The sequence below is a fragment of the Chitinophaga sp. Ak27 genome (assembly GCF_012726295.1).
Classification (GTDB): Bacteria; Bacteroidota; Bacteroidia; order Chitinophagales; family Chitinophagaceae; genus Chitinophaga.
The window spans coordinates 108,553-127,486 of the sequence record NZ_JABAOB010000006.1; the positions used below are offsets into that span (position 1 = coordinate 108,553).

The window sequence follows — 18,934 nt, forward strand, 5'->3', positions numbered from 1 at the left end:
AATGCAGTTTACAAATAATATTATATTTAAAAGAGATGTTAACTAATCAATAACAGATGAAATAATATATAATATTTTAATAATTGATTATTAATTGTCTAGACAAGAGACATTTGTTACCGATTTCAGCCATTTTTCTCATTATAAGGAGAAGTTTTCAAGACATCATATAAAGATATTATCTATTAACTAAACCCATTTTTAACATTTTTGAAACACTTTACAGGATGTTAAAAGTTAGGTTTGTTTTTGATAAAAGTTAACCCCACATGCATTTTGAGTCTACAGCATTTACTGTGATGTGCTGGAAACAAGCACCATTCTTACGCCTTATTTTACCCTTCCTGGCGGGGATAAGTATACAATTTTATACAGCGTTGCCGCCACTTTTGTGGCTATGTACAGTGGTTGTTTGTACCTGTTGTGCATGGCAGTTTCGCTATCTGCCTGTACAATGGCGGTTTAAACAGGCGTGGTTGCCAGGTATGCTGTTACAGATAAGCGTGGCCGGAAGTGGGGCCCTGGTTTTATATAAAGCAGATACCCGGCATCAACAGGGCTTTTTCCAGGATAACAGAACGGATACATCCCTGGTTTTATTGCAGATAGAAGAGCCGTTGCAACCGAAAGCAAGATCATTTAAATCCATTGCCAGGGTGATAGCGCTATTTATACAACACCGGTGGGTGCCCGCAAAAGGCAATTTGCTGCTTTATATTGCCCGGGATACTATGCCTCCGCTGCTTACGTATGGCAACCGGCTCGTTGTCCGTAAAAAGCCAGAATTGATCAGGAACAACGGCAATCCCGGAGGCTTCAACTATCTGCAATATTGTGAATCTCAACAGCTTTATCAGCAGCTGTATTTACAGGCTACCGATTATTACAAATTATCCGGCACGGGTGGCAGTGTCATAAATCGTTGGTTGTTGCATGCGAGAGATTACTGTTTATCCTGTTTTAGGAGATATATTGGGGCAGGGCCGGAAGCCGGAATGGCAGAAGCATTGCTGATAGGGTACCGACAGGATCTGGATAAGGCAGTGGTGCAAGACTATAGTAACACTGGTATTGTGCACATTATCGCTATTTCCGGGATGCACCTGGCGCTGTTGTATGGTACGCTCCTCTGGTGTTTGCGCTGGTTGCCGCCCGGCAAATGGGCAGGTGCATTGAAAGCGATTCTTATTTTGGGAGTGCTATGGGGATTTGCACTGCTTACCGGGGCATCGGCTTCTGTGCTCCGTTCCGCGGTGATGTTTACCGGCATTACGCTTGGCCGTTTTATACTGGAGCGTTACAGCAGCATTTATAATACCCTGGCTGCATCCGCGTTTTTGTTATTAGCCTATCAGCCATATCTGGCTATAGATGCCGGCTTTCAGTTGTCATATTTGGCAGTACTCAGCATATTGCTTTTCTATCAGCCCTTGTACGAATTGTGGAACATTAAGCGGAAGTGGATGATAATACTCTGGCAAATGATGTCGGTATCGCTGGCCGCACAGTTAATGACTACTCCGGTGAGCCTGTTTTACTTTCACCAGTTTCCCAATTACTTTTTATTAGCTAATCTCGTGGCAGTGCCATTATCTACTGTTATTATTTATGGAGAAGTGATACTATTGGGGCTTTCTCCATTTCCGGTATTAGCCGCGTTCGCAGGACTGGTTATCCGGTTCCTTATTTTTGCTATGAATAGTTGTGTAAGGTGGTTAGGAACGCTACCCCATGCGCTTGTCATGAATATCCATTGTTCGCTGTTACTCATGATATGTTTGTACTCGCTGCTGGCAGGAATTACTCTATGGTGGCTTAGCGGCTGGCGGCCGGGTGCCTGGCTGGCCGCATTGAGCCTGTGGGGATGCCTGGTTACGCGGGCTGTATGGCTCGCACGGGTGCAGCAACAATCTAAAATTGTTGTGTATAACGTATCCGCCTATACGGCAATTGACTGTATATATGGACGGCAGGCCCGGTTTATTGGCGATGACAGCATCTGGCAAGCTGCCAGCGCCCAGGCTTTGCTGGCCGCAAGGAATGAGATGGGTATACATGCAGGTGTTCCAAATGGCTTTCTACAGCACGGGCATTACAGTTGCTTTTATGGAAGAAGCCTGTTGATCATCGATAGTATCTTGCCACAGAAAGTGACTGGCAGAAAGTTGCAGACCGATTATATCTTGCTTACCCATAATCCCAGGGTTGATATCAGCCAGCTGGATAGTTTGTATGACTACCGGCTAGTCATTTTTGCTGCCAACAATTATGCTAAACGGATATTGCGCTGGAAGCAGGCTTGCGAAGCGATAGGGCATCCTTATTACGTTGTTGGCGAGCAAGGGGCATTCGTAGCAGAGATAAGATAAAGGAATACAACCCCGGATAGCTGTCAGCCAATGCATGCGATGCAGAATTTCGTCACTCATGCATTGGCTGACATATGTCTTGTTGGTCTATAGCTGGCCTTTTACAGCGTTGTTTGCAGCTTGCTTTCCAACTCGTCAATTTTCTTCTGCATACGAATCAGGTGCAAGGTCATTTCCTCTACTTTTTCCAGTAACAACCTGTTCATCTCTCCAACATCATATCCGTTTTCGGCCACTTCTTTGGCCGTAGGGATACCGGGAAGATGTTTATTCGCTTTGATGAATTTTTCCGTGTCGTAAAGCGGCATAATGGTGTAGTCATCATGGAATACATAATCTGCCCAGGTGGGAGATTGGGTAACTTTTATTTTTCTTGCACCAAGTAGCCCTTCTACGGCCAATTTACAAGCACCTGGATTAACGGTTCCTATGCCAACACTGCCACCGCCGGTTGCCATAATAATGTTGCCTGTAGAAGCGGTATTCATATATAGTTTGTTATCAGTGCCGGCAGAATTGGTTTCGAGCACAAGATAACCTTCGTTACTACCCCGGATTCTTCCCCCGGTTGGAGCACCAAAAGTGGTCCATTCATTATATGCGTTGCCAAGAACAGCTGCCAGTTTAATTCCATTAGCCGTGTCGGTAGCGGTAGCAACAACATCTAAAGGCGCCCGGGGCGAGCCGTTGTTGATCCCAACACGCCCCGATTGTGCCCAGATGCCATTTCCGGGGAATGAAACAGTGCCGCCAAATTTGTTATAGTAAGTGATTTCGGTTTTCTGCGTAGCAGAAGCGGAAATGGCCTCATCTAACAAGCTCCATCCCTGGTAACTGGATGGAACGTCCATCGGCAGACCCTTTGCAAAAGCCCTGATAGCAAAGCGTTGAAAATAATCTTTACTATCAATGAAAATTATCACCTTGCCATTTTCATTGGCTAGGTACAAGCGTGGAGTATAAGCTCCAAATGACGAGGCCCGTACGCTCTGGAAGATATTGTCATAAACATAGAAGTTAATGATCAGCCCAATAGGCGATGATGTGCCATAGTTATAACCCTCCAGGATTATCGTAGGCATTTCCACACCATTACTAAATGGTAAATTAGTTTTAATCTTAACCCCATTAGTCGGATTGGAGCCTCGGGCATACGTAACTACGGTATCACAAAAGATCTGAGCCTTTAGGCCAGAAAGTATGCATGTAAGGAAAAACAATAAGAGGATGTTTTTCATATAGGGAGTTGTTTTAAACGGGTACAAACGGGCTACAGTGAAACCAAGATATAAACTTTATGGGTATCTAAGCAGTTATCAACGAATAAGTTACCCACATTTTTTTGTGATTTTTTAGCGTCAGATTCTATTTCTACGGGGTAGAAGAATGGAAAAATGATTGTTACGTGTTAACTTTGCGCTTCTTTTCGGTTCCAGACCAGGGGACCTATGTTATTAATTTCTAATGTTTTCCATTCATGCAAAAGCAAATTAAATCAGCTTTGATCTCCGTTTTCTATAAAGATAACCTGGAGAACATTGTTAAAAAGTTAGGTGAACAAGGTGTTACCATCTACTCTACCGGCGGTACGCAAAAATTTATTGAGGACCTGGGTGTGAAATGCGTAGCAGTTGAAGACCTGACCGCTTACCCTTCTATTTTAGGGGGACGTGTAAAAACCCTGCACCCTAAAGTGTTTGGTGGTATTCTGGCCCGTCGCGATAACCCGCAGGACTTGGAGCAGCTGAAGGAATACCAGATACCGGAAATAGACCTGGTAATAGTAGACCTGTACCCTTTTGAGGAAACTGTAAAGAGTACCAGCGTAGAACAAACAATCATTGAGAAAATTGATATAGGGGGTGTTTCACTGATCCGTGCAGCTGGCAAAAACTACAAAGATGTAGTGATTGTAGCTTCCAAAGATCAGTATGCCGACCTGGAAAAGGTATTAACCGATAACAACGGAGCTACCTCTGTTGAAGAACGCAGAGGCTTTGCAGCCAAGGCATTTGAGATCTGTGCCCACTATGATGTAGCCATTTCCCAATATTTCCTGAACAACGAGCCAGGGGCTAACTTCCAGCTGTCTGTTCCTGAAGGGCAGGTAAACCGTTATGGTGAAAACCCTCATCAACGCGGTGTTTTCTACGGCAACCTTAACGAAATATTTAATAAACTGCATGGTAAGGAATTATCCTTCAACAACCTGGTAGACGTAGATGCCGCATGCCAGCTGATCCAGGAGTTTGAAGCCACCACTTTTGCTGTTATCAAACATACCAACGTATGCGGTATTGCCTCCCGTACCACGCTGAAGGAAGCCTGGGAAGCAGCGCTGGCAGGCGATAAGGAAAGTGCTTTTGGGGGCGTACTGGTAACCAATAAAATCATTGATAAAACCACCGCGGAATCTATCAGCGAAATATTCTTTGAAATCCTGATCGCACCTGGCTTTGATGCCGATGCACTAACCGTATTGCAAGCCAAAAAGAACCGCATCTTACTCGAACAAAAGCAACCAGTGAAGAGTAAATACATGTTCAAAAATGTACTGAACGGTGTATTACTACAGGACAGCGATAATGGCAACTACAAAGAATGGAATGAAGTAGGTGCTCGTCCGGCTACTGAAGCAGAGAAATCTGACCTGGAATTTGCCAACATCGTATGTAAACACCTGAAATCAAACGCTATCGCGCTGGTAAAGGATAAACAACTGATTGGTAAAGGCTGTGGCCAGACTTCCCGTATCGATGCTTTACGTCACGCCATCGAAAAGGCAGGACAGTTCAACTTTGATCTGAAAGGCGCTGTAATGGCGTCCGACGCTTTCTTCCCATTCAACGACTGCGTAAGCATTGCGCATGAACAGGGTATTAACGCGGTGATTCAGCCTGGTGGCTCAGTAAGGGATAATGATTCCGTTGAATTCTGCAAAGAACACGATATGGTGATGGTAATGACGGGGATGCGTCATTTCAGACACTAATAAACGTATACAAAGCAATAGCTTGGAAAGCGCCGGAATTCTCCGGCGCTTTCCGGTTTTAATAGCTTAATATTCGAAAAAAAATAATAGTATTGTTGCTTTGTAAACCAATAGTATGCTACCGCTAAGCGGCGAAAGCCAGCGGCTACCCAATGCCCTTTATTCAGCAAAATATCATGCAAGATGCAGCAGATGCAGATTTGATCCGGGAGTATAAAGCCTCCGGCAAACTGGATTTTCTTGCAGCCCTTTACCAGCGTTATATGAACCTGGTATATGGGGTATGCCTGAAATATTTTGATGAAGAAGCCAGTAAGGATGCGGTAATGCAGATATTTGAAGAACTAATCGATAAGTTGAAGGTTCATGAGGTACAGAATTTCAAAAGCTGGTTGCATGTGCTGAGCCGTAACCACTGCCTGATGAAGCTGAGAGCCATGAAAAACAAGGAATCCCGGCAGGTGTCTATAGATGCCCACCCAGTTGTGGAAAATGAGGAAATAGGGCATCATGTGAACGGAATAACGCTGGAGGACAATCTCCAGAGCATGGAAAAGTGCCTGGAGACTTTGCCGGAAGAACAGAAGCGGAGTGTAGACCTGTTTTATCTTCAGGAAAAAAGCTACCGGGAAGTAAGTATTATTACTGGTTACGAAATGAACAAGGTGAAAAGCTATATCCAGAACGGAAAGCGTAACCTGAAAATATGTATGGAACAACAAAATGTCTGACAAGCGTCAACATATAAAACCGGAAGAGCTGGCTGGCTTAATCCGCCAATACCTGGAGGGAGAGCTGGATGATAAAGCTATGCATAACCTGGAGCGGCAGGCGCTTGACGACCCGTTCCTGGCCGATGCCCTGGATGGGTACGCCCAGCATTCAGCGGATCAACAGGCGCAACAGGCCGATCTTACAGCCAGACTGGCCCGGCGGATAGCCCCGGAGAAGGGGGGAATCAGGACACTATACTATCGATGGGCCGCTGCCGCCGCTATCTTGTTCCTTATGTTTTCAGCCGGGTGGTTCCTCTGGAATCAGCAACAAGCAGCTCCTCCGATTGCAGGTATCCCTGCTGCGCCCACGCCGGCAGCAGATTCAGCGGTACCTGCGCCGGTGCCCGGTACAGATAAATTAGCTAATGCCGAAAAAATTGCCCCGGAAACGTCCCGGGCGCCGCAAGTGTTATCTAAAAACAGGAAAAATGCGCCACCTGCTGAACTGTCATCCACTCAAGACGAAGTGCAGGAAGCTGCACCTGCGGTAACACCTCCACCTCCCACGGTGACCGCTGCACCGGCGCCTGTAGCAGCACCAGTATTAAAATCAGCCAGTCCGGCTAGCTTGACGCCTGGAGCGCCTCCCGCGAAGCCAACTGGCCGTAGCGAAGGTGATCAGGTGGTCGTATCTTCTAACTTATACAAAAGAAAGCAACAGACAGATACCTCTTTATCGGGCAATGTAGCCTTGTTAGACAATAAAGACAAAGCGCTGAATGAGGCAGTGGTGGTAGGATATGGCGCGCAGAAAAAGGAATCAGCATCCGCTAAGCTGATGATTCGTGGCATTAGCCCGGATTCAGGTTTACAGGGAGCGCTGCAGGGGAAGGTAGCCAGAGTGGCTATTGAGCGGGAATCGAACGCGCTTAATGATGTGGTGGTAGTTGGATTTGGCCGTAGTGAAAATGCGGAAGACCCGACCTACCGCGCACCTTCGCCGGTAACAGGCCTTACTGCTTTTGAGAACTACCTGCGTACCAAAACCGCTAACCCGGAAAATAAATACCATGGCATTGTACGTGTAGCCTTTACTGTTATGCCCGATGGGTCGTTGCAGCACTTTAAGATACTGCGTCATTTAAATGAGGCCTGTGATGCAGAGGCTATCAGGGTCATTAAAGAAGGGCCGTCGTGGACGCCGGCATCAGACGGGAAACCAGCCAAAGTAAAGGTAAGTGTGAAATTCAGCGCAAAAAAAGATTAGCCTTTATTCCGCTCTTTCCATTGCTGATTGAAAGATTTAGCGGCAAATACCGGCAGTTCCCGGTTATCTCCCCAGCTCTTGGCAAAAAAACGACGTAATAGGAAATTCTTCATTTTTCCGCTGGCCATATTCATCATTTTCCGACTGCCACAGCCCTGTTTCCATAGATACCAGGCAAATTTTTCCCCGCCGGAAGTATAATTTTCCTCCACTGCTTTTTGCCGGTTATGCAGCAAGAGTTCATGCAGGTTGATACGTACCGGGCATACTTCTGTGCAATTGCCACAAAGGGAAGAGGCAAAGCTCAGATGGATATAGGAATCCATCCCTTTCAGATGGGGCGTAATAACAGCGCCAATAGGACCGCTATAGGTGGCGGCATAAGTATGACCGCCAATGTTTTTATAAACGGGACAAGCATTCAGACAGGAGCCGCAGCGAATACAATACAGGCTTTCGCGGGCGGTAGTATCCTGGAGGATATTGGTACGGCCGTTGTCCATCAGGATCACATACATTTCTTCGGGACCGTCGGTTTCTCCTTCCTGGCGGGGGCCACTGAAAATGCTGTTATAGGCGGTCACCTGTTGCCCGGTTCCATAGGTGGCCAGTAAAGGCCAGAAGAGGCCCAGGTCGGCGATGGAAGGCAATACTTTTTCGATGCCCACCAATACAATATGTGTTTTGGGAAACGCAGTAGTGAGGCGTGCATTACCTTCATTTTCTGTGACGGCCACAGAACCGGTATCAGCCAGGATAAAGTTGGCGCCGGTGATGCCAATTTCTGCTTCCAGGTATTTGTGGCGGAGTTTATCGCGGGCTACCAAGGTGAGTTGCTCTGGCGTAAGACCCGGATCAGTGCCCAGTTTTTCTGCAAAAAGGCGGGCGACATCTTCCTTGCTCTTATGCATGGCCGGTGTAACGATATGATAAGGAGGTTCTCCGTCGAGTTGTTGGATGTATTCGCCCAGGTCTGTTTCCACACATTCAATCCCGTTGCTTTCCATAAAGGCGTTGAGATGTACCTCTTCGGTGGCCATGGACTTGCTCTTCACAATGCTTTTGCATTGTTTGGCCTGACAGATGGCCAGGATTTCCTGTTGTGCCTGTTCTGCAGTTTCAGCCCATATCACTTTGCCGCCACGCCGGGTGAAGTTTTGTTCAAATTCTTCCAGGAGATTATCCAGATGCTCGATCGCTCTCCACTTTATATTTTTAGCTCTTTCGCGCGCAATGGCCAGGTCTGCAAACTGTTGTTTACCCGCTTTTACGGCTGTATTATATTTGCCTATATTGAAATTGATCGTCTGCCGGTGGCCCAGATCAGCCGCTTTTTTATCACTTTCTTCGAGAAAAGTAGATGCTATTTGATGCATAAGCAAGCAATATTCCTGATTAAAGATAGTTAAATCTCAAAATGATTTACTCGTGTTCTTTTCTTGCAATTTTGTCCAGCACTTCATAAAATTCCGTGCCGTATTTTCTGATCAAAGCATCTTTGAGGAACCGGTATACAGGTACCTGTAAGGTTTTACCGTTTTTGCAGGCTGGTTTGCAAACATCCCAGCGGTCGTAATTTACGGCTTCAAAGGTTTCGTATTTTTTAATACGAATGGGGTAGAGGTGGCAGGAGATAGGCTTTTTAAAGTCCACCACGCCATCGTTATATGCTTTTTCTATACCGCAACCAACAATGCCATGATCGTCTATGGTAGCATAAGCGCAGATGCCTTTGTTAACAATGGGCGTTACGTATCCGTATTCGTCATCGGTAGTATTTGTGCCGGTATGTTCAATTTCCTGTATTCCTTCTGCCCGCAGGTAGGATTTAATTTGCGGGTAAATTTTCTTCAGTGTTTTAACTTCCGTTTTATCGAGTGGGGCGCCGCAGTCACCCGCTACACAACAGGCGCCTTTACAGGCGGAGAGATTGCAAACAAATTGCTCTTCAATTACTTCGTCACTTATGTATTTATCGTCAATGATGATCATCGGGAAATGGTCTTTTGCCTGAATTGTGTAACAGACAATCTTAATAAGACCACAAAGTTACAGTATTACGGGCTTATCTCCAGCGGAGGGTTTCCACCATGTGCCACATATCCTGTTCCAGGAATTTGTAAACGGGGGCGAGGGAGTCGGCATTGGGGGTGGCATCGAAATAGAGGGCTCCCCGGAGGAAGTGATGGACGGAATCGGTGGCAAAAAACTGTTTGGACGAGGCGGCATTACCACCTACTTCATAGAAGGTGCCATTGACATGGTTGGGTGTATGAATCGCGTTTTCGTCAATGTATTCGGCCTTGTAGGTGTGTTTATAGGTCATTTTAAAGGCATCATCTACCAGTTTACGGAAGGTATTATTGCCTGGCCCGATAATTTTATAGCTCAGGTAAATTTTTCCATTGAGGGAGGGAAAGTCTACATTGATCCAGTAAGGATTTTCCGGAGCTTCTCCAAAGAAGGAGGTGTCCTTTACGATATTGGCGTATGCAGGATATTCAAATGTATAGGGGTATCCTGGCATATCAAATTTGCGGTACTGTCTTTCCGGCAATTTTATCAGGAAATAGCCCCTGGGCTTAGGTGTGGGCACATTTTCACAGGCGGTAAACAGTAATATGAACAGGGAAACCAGGGCGAGGGCCCTTCCTTTTACATCTGGCATTTTAGGCTTATTTAACAGGCGGTTATACTTATTCAGCGGCGTCCGGCCTGATGGTGACCTGTACTTTCTGGATGCGCATTTTATTCACTTCCAGTACAGTAAAATCAAAGTTGTTGTAGTTAATAACGCTGTTTTCTTCCGGAAATTTTCCGGCCAGCTCTAATATGAGGCCGCCAAGGGAGTCGCTTTCGCCTTTTACTGCTTCGAAGGTTTCGGGTGTAATGTTCATGATGCGGCAGGCATCGTTGAGCATGGTTTTGCCTTCAAATACGTAGGTGAAGTTATCTACTTTGCTGTAGTTGAATTCTTCTTCATCGAATTCGTCTTTGATATCGCCAATTACTTCTTCCATGATATCCTCCAGGGTAACAATACCGGAGGTACCGCCAAATTCGTCTACCACTACGGCAAAGTGCATGCGTCTGCTCTGAAATTCAGAGAGCAGGTCTTCAATTAATTTGTGGCCATGTACAAAGAAAGGCTGGCGCATTACTTCGTGCCAGTCAAAGCTGTCGCCTTTATCGAGGTGAGGCAGTAGGTCTTTGGTATGGATAACGCCAACGATGTTGTCGAGATTATCTTTATATACGGGTAACCTTGAGTAGTGGAGGTCGGCCACCCTTTTGATGATGTCGGAAAAGGAGTTGTCGTATTCTACGCCGTTAACGTCGAGGCGACCGCGCATAATCTGTTTTACGGTGATGTTTCCGAATTTAAGGATGCCTTTCAGGATATTTTTTTCTTCCTGGGAAGCTGTAGGATCTACGCTCATTTCGATGGCTTCGTCAATTTCCTGGTAGTTGACGGGGCCGGCGCCGCGATGAAAGAGGCTGGCTTCCAGGCTTCCGCTCAGGCTTACAAAGAAGTCGCTTACTGGTTCCATGGTGGCATGGATGAGGCTTACAAACCAGGCGAAATAGGTAGCAAACCGGATATTATTCTGGGCTGCCCAAACGCGGGGGAGGATTTGTCCGAAAAACAATAATATGAGACAGATAGCGGAAATGCGTACCACAAGTGAAACTACGGGCAGTGTTTGCAGGTCCTCCATTTGGGTTACGAGATAGTTGGTGATCATAATAAAGGCGATCATCAGCAATACCCCGGCTATTTGCAGGGAGGCCAGGAGGGATTTGGGCTTTTCCAGCAGTTTGGTAATGAGCTTGCCGGAAGCGTTTTGCCGGGTTTTAAGTACATTCAGGTCCTTATAATTCAAGGAAAAGAAAGCTACCTCTGCGCCGGATACGATAAAGGTAAGCAGCAGCAGCACAAATATAACAAGCAGGAACACCACCACGTTAGGGGTGCCAATAGGAGTGCTGGCTTGTAAAAGATAGGATACGTTGCTTGCCGAAAGGATGCCCAAAATGTTCAACTTTGATGTAAAAAATCAAAAATAAGGGGAAAGTAATTCACGGAATCGCTTTCCCTGCACGCAAATATAAGTAATGTCCCTATATGGGATTACGTACATTAAAAACTTAATATTTTTTTGCAACTAAAACGGCAGATCGTCTGCGGGTTCATTCAGGGAGGGGGGAATTTCCATTCCCGGGAAATTGTCGCCCGCACCGGAACCGCTGCTGCTATGGTGAGGTATGGGGTGATCTTGGTTGTTGAGGTCCATGCGTTTATCCAGCATAACCAGGTTATCTCCTACAACTTCGGTAGCAAATTTTTTATTGCCTTCTTTGTCTTCCCAGCTGCGGGTACGTAAACGACCTTCGATGTAAACCAGGCTGCCTTTGTGCAGGTATTTCTGCGCTAGTTCGGCCAGCCCACGCCATAGCACTACCGTATGCCATTCTGTTTGTGAAATGAGCTTGCCTGCTCTGTCTTTAAATGTTTCAGTAGTGGCCAGTGAAAATTTGGCTACTGCGATATTCCCTTCCAGAAATTGTACATCCGGATCTCTGCCCAAATTGCCTATCAGGATTACTTTATTAACACCTCTCATAGTTGTAGGTTTTTTTAGTCTATTGTTAAAGAGTTCTTCTTCGATAAATAAACAACCTTCTTAAAGTTAATATTTTTTTCCAATCGATACCTAAAAATTTCTTACTGGCGGCGGATGGAGCCGGATTTTATTATTACGGGCTATTGCAGAAGTGATTGAATGTTTAATGTATATTTTTTATCTCTATGCGTGTGGACTAAAATAATTGAAGATGGTGACTTTCCAGGAAAGTAGTAATGGTTTTCGGAAAAGCATATTTGTGCAGGCTGTTTCCTGGTACCAGCATATAATCCGGTAGATTGGGCCGTTGCTTAACTACCAGGCTGATGAACTGGCTATGAATAGTTTGATGGGTGAGTTGTTGTTTAAGTGGAGCAGACACCTCTTCCAGCTCAAAGGGTATGTTGCCCAATATGGTTTTAAAAGCGGTGGACGCCAGGAGTGCTGTAGCATCTGAAGGGCCGGGAGTTTCAATAAGGATGAACTCGTGCAAATTCTGCCAGATATCGTTACCTATTCTCTTCCGGATAAAAATATCATTCTTGTAATGGAGCAGCAGGTAATTGAAATATCTTTTTTTGATCTGTAATTTTTTTGTTTTTACCGGGAGGAGGGAGACTAATTGCTGATGACGCGCCACACATTTCTTGCGAAGGGGGCAATCATCGCAGGCGGGCTGCTGTGGCTTGCATACGACGGCTCCGAAATCCATAATGCTTTGATTATATTCGGCGGAATGTGCTTTGGGGAGTAGTTCCTGTGCCAGGGTATCAAATTGTTTTTTTCCGGCGGTGCTGTCAATCGGTGTATCTATGCCGAAGTAGCGGGCCAGCACTCTGAATACATTGCCATCCAGTACGGCGTAGGGGAGATGGAAAGCAAAGGAGGCGATGGCAGCGGCGGTATAGGGGCCGATGCCTTTGAGTGCTTTAATCTGATCATATTGATCGGGGAATTTTCCCTGGTGGATGTTGGTAATTTGGCGGGCGGCAGCGAGCATATTTTTACAGCGGGCGTAGTAGCCGAGGCCCTGCCAGAGGCGGAATACCTCCTCATCGGGCGCTGCAGCCAGTTTTTTAACGGTGGGGTAGTGTTGAATAAACCGTTCATAGTACGGCCAGCCTTGTTCCACACGGGTTTGCTGGAGAATGATTTCCGATAGCCAGATCTTATATGGATTTTTTTCACCTTTCCAGGGCATGTTGCGGGTATTGGTGTCCCGATTCCACTCCAGTAATTTTTCGGTAAAAAAATGTCGGTCTGATATCATTTATATATTATTTTAATAAAATTATTTAGTATATTGATATGGCAAATGCTGTACAAAACCCTATAAGGTACAACAGATACCCGTTTCCGGGCATGCAAATAAATATAAATTATCGCCAATACCAGTTATAAGAAAAAATGATAAAATTTATTTGCTTAAAATTCAGCAATTAGAATTTTTAAATTAACTTTGAGAGTAAAGTAATCCTCTCGCTTTCATATGAGAAAAGCTGATTTAATAAACAACATTGCTGAAAAAACCGGCATCCCCAAAGTAGACGTGTTAGTCACTCTTGAGGCCATGTTCAAGGAGGTGAAAGAAGCACTTGCTAACGGAGAACATATTTATATCCGTGGCTTTGGTAGCTTTATCACAAAGAAAAGAGCCGCCAAGATTGGGCGTAACATCAAGAAGAACGTAGCTGTGGAGATCCCCGAGCATTTTATTCCGGCATTCAAACCTTCGAAAGAATTTGTTGCTGAAGTAAAGAAGCTCAAAAGTTCTTAGTTTTGCAGCCTAATATTTTAGGCGATGCAAAAATCACAAGTTCTTCTGGTGAGTGCTGCGGTAGCACTATTGGTGATATTATTCGCCTTTGGCCGCACTGTGCCCCGGTCAGAAAAGAAACCTATGTCATCTGCTGCCCCTATGCAGGGTGGTCAGGATGTGGAACCTATTGCCTTCTCCGAACTGCTGGCTACAGCAAAAGGGAAAATTCCTGCTGATAAACTTCTACAGGTCAATACCATTGAAACCAATGTTGTTCGTGGGGATGTAAAAACCCAGAAGATTGCTGCATACCAGCAATTATACAGCACATGGGACAGCTTGAATCAGCTGCCCGTAGCTGCATATTATCTTGGCGAAGCCGCGAAATTGGAAAATTCCGAAAAAAGCCTCACCTTTGCAGCCAATTTATTTTTAGCCCACCTGCAGCACGCAGAAGATCCGCGTATTGCAAAATGGGAGGCCGGGCAGGCAATCGCTTTGTTTGATCAGGCCATACAGCTGAACCCAGCTAATGACACGCTGAAAATATCACAGGCTATGGTATATATGAATACCGGTGAGCCTATGACAGGAGTAGCCAAGCTGAGGGAAGTTGTTGCTGCTCATCCTGATAACATCGATGCACAGGTTACTTTAGCTAATCTGGCCATTACATCAGGTCAGTACGACAAAGCTATCGAAAGACTGGAAGGGGTCCTGAAAACGCATCCCGATAACGCAAAAGTGTTATTTGTACTGGCAGAATCGTATAGAAGTAAAGGAGATAAGCAAAAGGCGATTGAATTGTTTGAAAAAAGCAAGCAATTCATGAATGATCCGGAACTGAAGAAAGAAGTAGATAGCTACATTAAGAGCATTAAATAATATTATTTTTCAATCATTTAAAAACGTATCAGCGTATGCCTTGCGGTAAGAAAAGAAAAAGACATAAAATTGCCACTCACAAGCGTAAAAAAAGACTGAGAAAGAACCGGCATAAAAGTAAGAAGAAATAATTACTCCAGTTTCCCGCCATTTATACTAATCAGGTATTTTCCCGGCGCGGTGGTCGGATAAAAATTTTCATATATCCTGCATGATTCTAGCATTTACTTCTTAAATTGCTATAGTCATGCAGGTTGTTTCCATAGATCCCGCAATTGAACTCTCCGGACATTGCCTGCAGTGATCGCTGAACCCTTAAGCAATCCATCATCACGAACGTGAAGAAATACGCTAACTTTATGGTGAGCTATTGTTTTGGTATGCAGTAAGCTGTTCTTAATAGCCGTGTGCATAACATAAAGGTGAAGTTTTAAAGGTTAAAATTTTGGACGCTTGAATAAGGAACTTATTATAAATGCGGCTCCCACAGGGGTGGAAATTGCGTTACTGGAAGATAAGAAGCTAGTTGAATTACATCACGAAAGTGGCAATCCTAACTTCGCAGTAGGCGATTTGTACCTGGGTAAAGTCAAAAAGCTGATACCCGGCTTAAATGCTGCATTTGTCGACGTAGGCTTCGAAAAAGATGCCTTTTTACATTATACGGATCTAAGCCCCTATATCCGCTCTATTCTTAAATTTACTGCCATGGCCATCAGCGATAAAACGCCCGATGGTTTTGACTTCACTAAATTTAAAAATGAACCGGAAATAGTAAAGACCGGTAAAATTACGGACGTACTGGGAGGAAAACCCAATATCCTCGTACAAATTCTGAAAGAACCCATTTCTTCTAAAGGCCCACGCCTTAGCTGCGAAATCTCTTTACCCGGAAGATTTATCGTGTTAACACCCTTTAATGATATTGTTGCGGTTTCAAAGAAAATCCACTCTTCCGAAGAAAGAAAAAGATTGCAGAAAATCGTGGAAGCGATCAAAGCGCCCAACTTTGGCGTAATCGTTCGCACCGCCGCTGAAGGAAAGAAAACAGCAGAATTACACGAAGACCTGACAACCCTCGTTCAAACCTGGAAAAATATCCAGGCTAATCTCAATGGCGGCCAGGCTCCGCAGAAGATTCTCAGTGAACAAACCAAAACAACCAGTATTCTCCGGGATCTGCTGAACGAGAGCTTTAACCGTATCGTAGTCAACGACAAAAATATATATACAGACGCTAAAACATATATCCAGAAAATTGCTCCGGAAAAGTCCGATATCGTTAACTACTATAATAACGGATCGCCCATTTTCGACAATTTCGGCATTACCCGGCAGGTAAAAGCCTCCTTCGGTAAAACCGTTAACCTCGATAGCGGTGTATATCTTATTATTGAAGCCACTGAAGCCCTGCACGTAGTAGACGTGAATAGCGGCTATAAAAGTTCCAGTAATAACCAGGAACAAAATGCTCTCGCCTCCAACCTGGAAGCCGCCGCAGAAATTGCCCGGCAACTGAGATTGCGAGACCTCGGCGGTATCATTATCATTGACTTCATTGATATGAAACTGCCGGAAAACAAAAAAGCCATCTTTGAAGCCATGGAAAAGTTCATGGCGCAAGACCGGGCTAAACACACTATCTTACCTATATCGAAATTTGGGCTCATGCAGATTACCCGCCAGCGGGTAAAACCTGAGATCACGATATCTGTTGCGGAAGATTGTCCTACCTGCCGGGGAACAGGTAAAATCGGCGCCTCCATGCTGATTCTTGAAGACATTGAAAAAAATCTGCAATACCTGCTGAACCACCAGCATAAAGGACTAACCATCCGCGTACATCCTATACTACATGCTTACCTAACTAAGGGATTCCTGGGATCCAAACAATGGAAATGGTATTTCCAGTATAAAAAATGGATCAAATTAAAAGCAGATGCTAACTACCATCTTACTGAATATCGCTTTTTCGACGCCAACGATGAAGAAATAAAGTTGTAAGAAAAAGGAACCTATAAAACTATTAAACGAATCGCCCCCGCAACCGCGGGGGCGATTCGTTTAATAGTTTTATCATTTTGTGTACTGCGCTTCTAAAACTATATATTTCATACATTTACCCTATTATCCCCATTTATATTATTGTCATGATTGTTTTTAAGTAATTAAAATATACATCCATTACGCATATGACTATACGCCTTTACACCTCACTGGCTTTATTATCCCTGATTATTTTCGCTGCCTGCCAGCAGCAGAGCGGGACCCGTAAGAAAACAAGAACAAGGGATACCACCCACTATACCAGGCAGGACTATATTGATCAGACGCTTGACAGCAATTATGTGAACCAGTTTCTGACAGCCAATACCTCCTATGATGCCTACGACGAATATATCCGTAATTTCTACCGCAAACGCGATTTCCATTATGCCTGGATCGATAAAAACGGTTTAACAGAGCAGGCGGGCAACTTCATCAATATGATGAAAAATGACGCCGCTTATGGAATTAAAGACAGTAGCCTGATGACGCCCGATCTGCAGCAGCTGACGGATACCATGCTGGTAAGCGATTCGGGGCTGAAGCCCGGCGATACTGCCATTCCGCGTATAGAAATGATGCTCACCGCTCAATTCTTTGCCTATGGTAATAAGGTCTGGGGCGGGTTGACCGCCGATTCTACCAAGGACCTGGAATGGTTTATTCCGCGTAAGAAGATTGATATGGAAAGCCTGCTGGACTCCATGGTGGCTAAGAAGAATAATGCCTTTGAAGATGATGAACCGGTAAACAGACAGTATATTCTCCTGCGTCAACAGCTGAAAAAACTAGCTAAGATAGCTACAGGTAATAAATGGGACTCTATCCGGGCAAGTGCCAAAAGCTTTAAAAAGGGGGATTCAGCTGAAGTAATTGCCCAGGTAAAATACAGACTGGAAGCCTTTGGCGATTTGCCGGGAACGGATAGCAGCCAACGCTTCACTGCTGCACTGGACACGGCTGTTAGGGGGTTCCAGGACCGGATGGGAATAAAAATAGATGGCCTTATCAATAAAAGTGTACTCGATGCGCTGAATGTGCCTGTAGAAGATCGTATCCGGAAAATACTGCTGAATATGGAGCGCTTACGCTGGGTACCTATAGAGCCTGTTACAGACTACATCCTGGTTAACATCCCGCAGTTTAAAATGCATGCATATGAAAAAGGCAAACTAGCCTGGAGTGCAAATGTAGTGGTGGGTAAGCCCGGGGCTAATACCGTGATATTTACTAAAGAGTTGCGCTATATCGTGTTTAGCCCCTATTGGAATGTACCTCCGGGTATCTTGTCAAAAGAAGTATTACCGGGTTTAAAACGTAGTGCTGGTAGCTACCTGGCCAGGCAAAACATGGAGATAGTAGGCGCCAGCGGCAAGGTGGTGGCTCCCGGATCCATCAATTTCAGCAAGTATTCCGGCGGAAATTTCCCTTATGTGGTGCGTCAGAAGCCCGGTGGCAAAAACTCCCTGGGCAAAGTGAAATTCCTGTTTCCCAACGAGTATAATATTTACCTGCATGATACCCCTGCGCGTTATTTGTTTGGAGAAAACAAACGTTCTTTCAGCCACGGGTGCATCAGGGTTTCAGAGCCTAAACACCTGGCAGAATGGTTGCTACGCGATGATTCTTCCTGGACGTCCCAGAAGATAGATGACTTAATGAATGCCGGGAAAGAAAAATTTGTGACAGTGAAAGATAAGGTGCCGGTATTTATCGTTTATTTCACTGCCTTTGTGGACCACAATGGTCAGCTGAATTTCAGGGATGATGTATATGGCCACGACCAGAAACTGGCGGCTGCGTTATTTGGTAGATAGCGCTGAAAGCATAAAGTATAAAGCCATTGCATTGATCATTCACTACAATGGCTTTATGCTTTAATTAGTCTACCGCTATTACAGATATTTCCACATTTACGCCTTTGGGCAGCGCTGCTACCTGGACTGTTTCCCGGGCGGGGAAGTCGCTCGTAAAATAGCTGCCATATGCTTCATTCACTTGTGGGAAAGTTTGCATATCTGTTATAAAGATGGTGGTTTTGACCACATTTTGAAAACCCATACCCGCGGCAGTAAGTACTGCTGCCAGGTTCTTCATCGCCTGATGGGTTTCATCTGAGATTCCTGAAGTAACGAGGTTACCTGAAGCCGGGTCCAGGGGAATTTGTCCGGATACATAGAGGGTATTCCCCACTTTTACAGACTGGTTATAAGGCCCGATAGGAGCGGGCGCATTGGGAGTATTAATAATTTGCTTTTCCATATAAACGAAAGTA

The 18,934-nt window shown here is 45.0% G+C and carries 16 protein-coding genes; 8 read left to right on the top strand and 8 right to left on the bottom strand.

Annotation, left to right across the window (positions count from 1 at the left end; translation table 11 throughout):
* The first annotated feature begins 269 nt into the window (after positions 1–269).
* Positions 270–2,369 (top strand): ComEC/Rec2 family competence protein, encoded by a 2,100-nt coding sequence (locus HGH90_RS20135; protein ID WP_169191779.1) that lies wholly within the window; start codon positions 270–272, stop codon positions 2,367–2,369.
* A 101-nt stretch (positions 2,370–2,470) separates the two neighbouring features.
* Here the strand turns inward: HGH90_RS20135 and HGH90_RS20140 are convergent, their stop codons facing one another.
* A complete protein-coding gene (locus HGH90_RS20140) occupies positions 2,471–3,451 on the bottom strand; it encodes a hypothetical protein (RefSeq protein ID WP_169191780.1) in 981 nt (326 codons plus the stop codon).
* Positions 3,452–3,846: 395 nt separating this feature from the next.
* On the opposite strand from HGH90_RS20140, the gene purH reads away from it, so the two are divergent.
* The 3 genes from purH to HGH90_RS20155 all read left to right on the top strand — a co-directional run bounded on the left by purH (position 3,847) and on the right by HGH90_RS20155 (position 7,344).
* A complete protein-coding gene (gene purH, locus HGH90_RS20145; RefSeq protein ID WP_168765139.1) occupies positions 3,847–5,361 on the top strand; it encodes a bifunctional phosphoribosylaminoimidazolecarboxamide formyltransferase/IMP cyclohydrolase in 1,515 nt (504 codons plus the stop codon).
* Positions 5,362–5,537: 176 nt separating this feature from the next.
* Positions 5,538–6,092, top strand: a complete 555-nt coding sequence (locus HGH90_RS20150; RefSeq protein ID WP_248277042.1) for an RNA polymerase sigma factor — start codon at positions 5,538–5,540, stop codon at positions 6,090–6,092.
* A complete protein-coding gene (locus HGH90_RS20155; protein WP_169191782.1) occupies positions 6,085–7,344 on the top strand; it encodes an energy transducer TonB in 1,260 nt (419 codons plus the stop codon). The genes HGH90_RS20150 and HGH90_RS20155 overlap by 8 nt, the downstream gene beginning before the upstream one ends.
* Here HGH90_RS20155 and HGH90_RS20160 read toward each other — a convergent pair.
* The 6 genes from HGH90_RS20160 to mutY form a co-directional block, all read right to left on the bottom strand.
* Positions 7,341–8,720, bottom strand: coding sequence for a LutB/LldF family L-lactate oxidation iron-sulfur protein (locus tag HGH90_RS20160; protein ID WP_169191783.1), 1,380 nt, complete (start codon positions 8,718–8,720; stop codon positions 7,341–7,343). The genes HGH90_RS20155 and HGH90_RS20160 overlap by 4 nt on opposite strands.
* A 46-nt stretch (positions 8,721–8,766) precedes the next feature.
* Positions 8,767–9,336, bottom strand: a complete 570-nt coding sequence (locus HGH90_RS20165) for a DUF3109 family protein (RefSeq protein ID WP_168765143.1) — start codon at positions 9,334–9,336, stop codon at positions 8,767–8,769.
* A 73-nt stretch (positions 9,337–9,409) separates the two neighbouring features.
* Positions 9,410–10,012 carry a hypothetical protein gene (locus tag HGH90_RS20170; protein WP_169191784.1) on the bottom strand — a complete coding sequence of 201 codons (603 nt, stop codon included), beginning with the start codon at positions 10,010–10,012 and terminating at the stop codon, positions 9,410–9,412.
* 28 nt (positions 10,013–10,040) lie between these two features.
* Positions 10,041–11,378 carry a gliding motility-associated protein GldE gene (gene gldE / locus HGH90_RS20175; RefSeq protein WP_246121041.1) on the bottom strand — a complete coding sequence of 446 codons (1,338 nt, stop codon included), beginning with the start codon at positions 11,376–11,378 and terminating at the stop codon, positions 10,041–10,043.
* Positions 11,379–11,510: 132 nt separating this feature from the next.
* Positions 11,511–11,969 (bottom strand): single-stranded DNA-binding protein, encoded by a 459-nt coding sequence (locus HGH90_RS20180; protein WP_145661406.1) that lies wholly within the window; start codon positions 11,967–11,969, stop codon positions 11,511–11,513.
* A gap of 196 nt (positions 11,970–12,165) precedes the next feature.
* The gene (gene mutY / locus HGH90_RS20185) at positions 12,166–13,239 is read right to left on the bottom strand and encodes an A/G-specific adenine glycosylase (RefSeq protein WP_169191785.1); all 1,074 of its coding nucleotides are present in this window, start codon (positions 13,237–13,239) and stop codon (positions 12,166–12,168) included.
* A 219-nt stretch (positions 13,240–13,458) separates the two neighbouring features.
* Between mutY and HGH90_RS20190 the strand changes: the two genes are divergently transcribed.
* The 4 genes from HGH90_RS20190 to HGH90_RS20205 all read left to right on the top strand — a co-directional run bounded on the left by HGH90_RS20190 (position 13,459) and on the right by HGH90_RS20205 (position 18,476).
* Complete coding sequence (locus HGH90_RS20190; RefSeq protein WP_073084475.1) at positions 13,459–13,746, top strand: HU family DNA-binding protein; 288 nt, start codon at positions 13,459–13,461, stop codon at positions 13,744–13,746.
* Between the two features lie 24 nt (positions 13,747–13,770).
* A complete protein-coding gene (locus tag HGH90_RS20195) occupies positions 13,771–14,613 on the top strand; it encodes a tetratricopeptide repeat protein (protein WP_168765147.1) in 843 nt (280 codons plus the stop codon).
* Positions 14,614–15,066: 453 nt separating this feature from the next.
* Positions 15,067–16,617, top strand: a complete 1,551-nt coding sequence (locus HGH90_RS20200) for an Rne/Rng family ribonuclease (protein ID WP_168738114.1) — start codon at positions 15,067–15,069, stop codon at positions 16,615–16,617.
* 188 nt (positions 16,618–16,805) lie between these two features.
* Positions 16,806–18,476 (top strand): murein L,D-transpeptidase, encoded by a 1,671-nt coding sequence (locus HGH90_RS20205; RefSeq protein ID WP_169191786.1) that lies wholly within the window; start codon positions 16,806–16,808, stop codon positions 18,474–18,476.
* A gap of 64 nt (positions 18,477–18,540) precedes the next feature.
* Here the strand turns inward: HGH90_RS20205 and HGH90_RS20210 are convergent, their stop codons facing one another.
* The gene (locus HGH90_RS20210) at positions 18,541–18,921 is read right to left on the bottom strand and encodes a RidA family protein (RefSeq protein WP_168765150.1); all 381 of its coding nucleotides are present in this window, start codon (positions 18,919–18,921) and stop codon (positions 18,541–18,543) included.
* Positions 18,922–18,934: the final 13 nt, after the last annotated feature.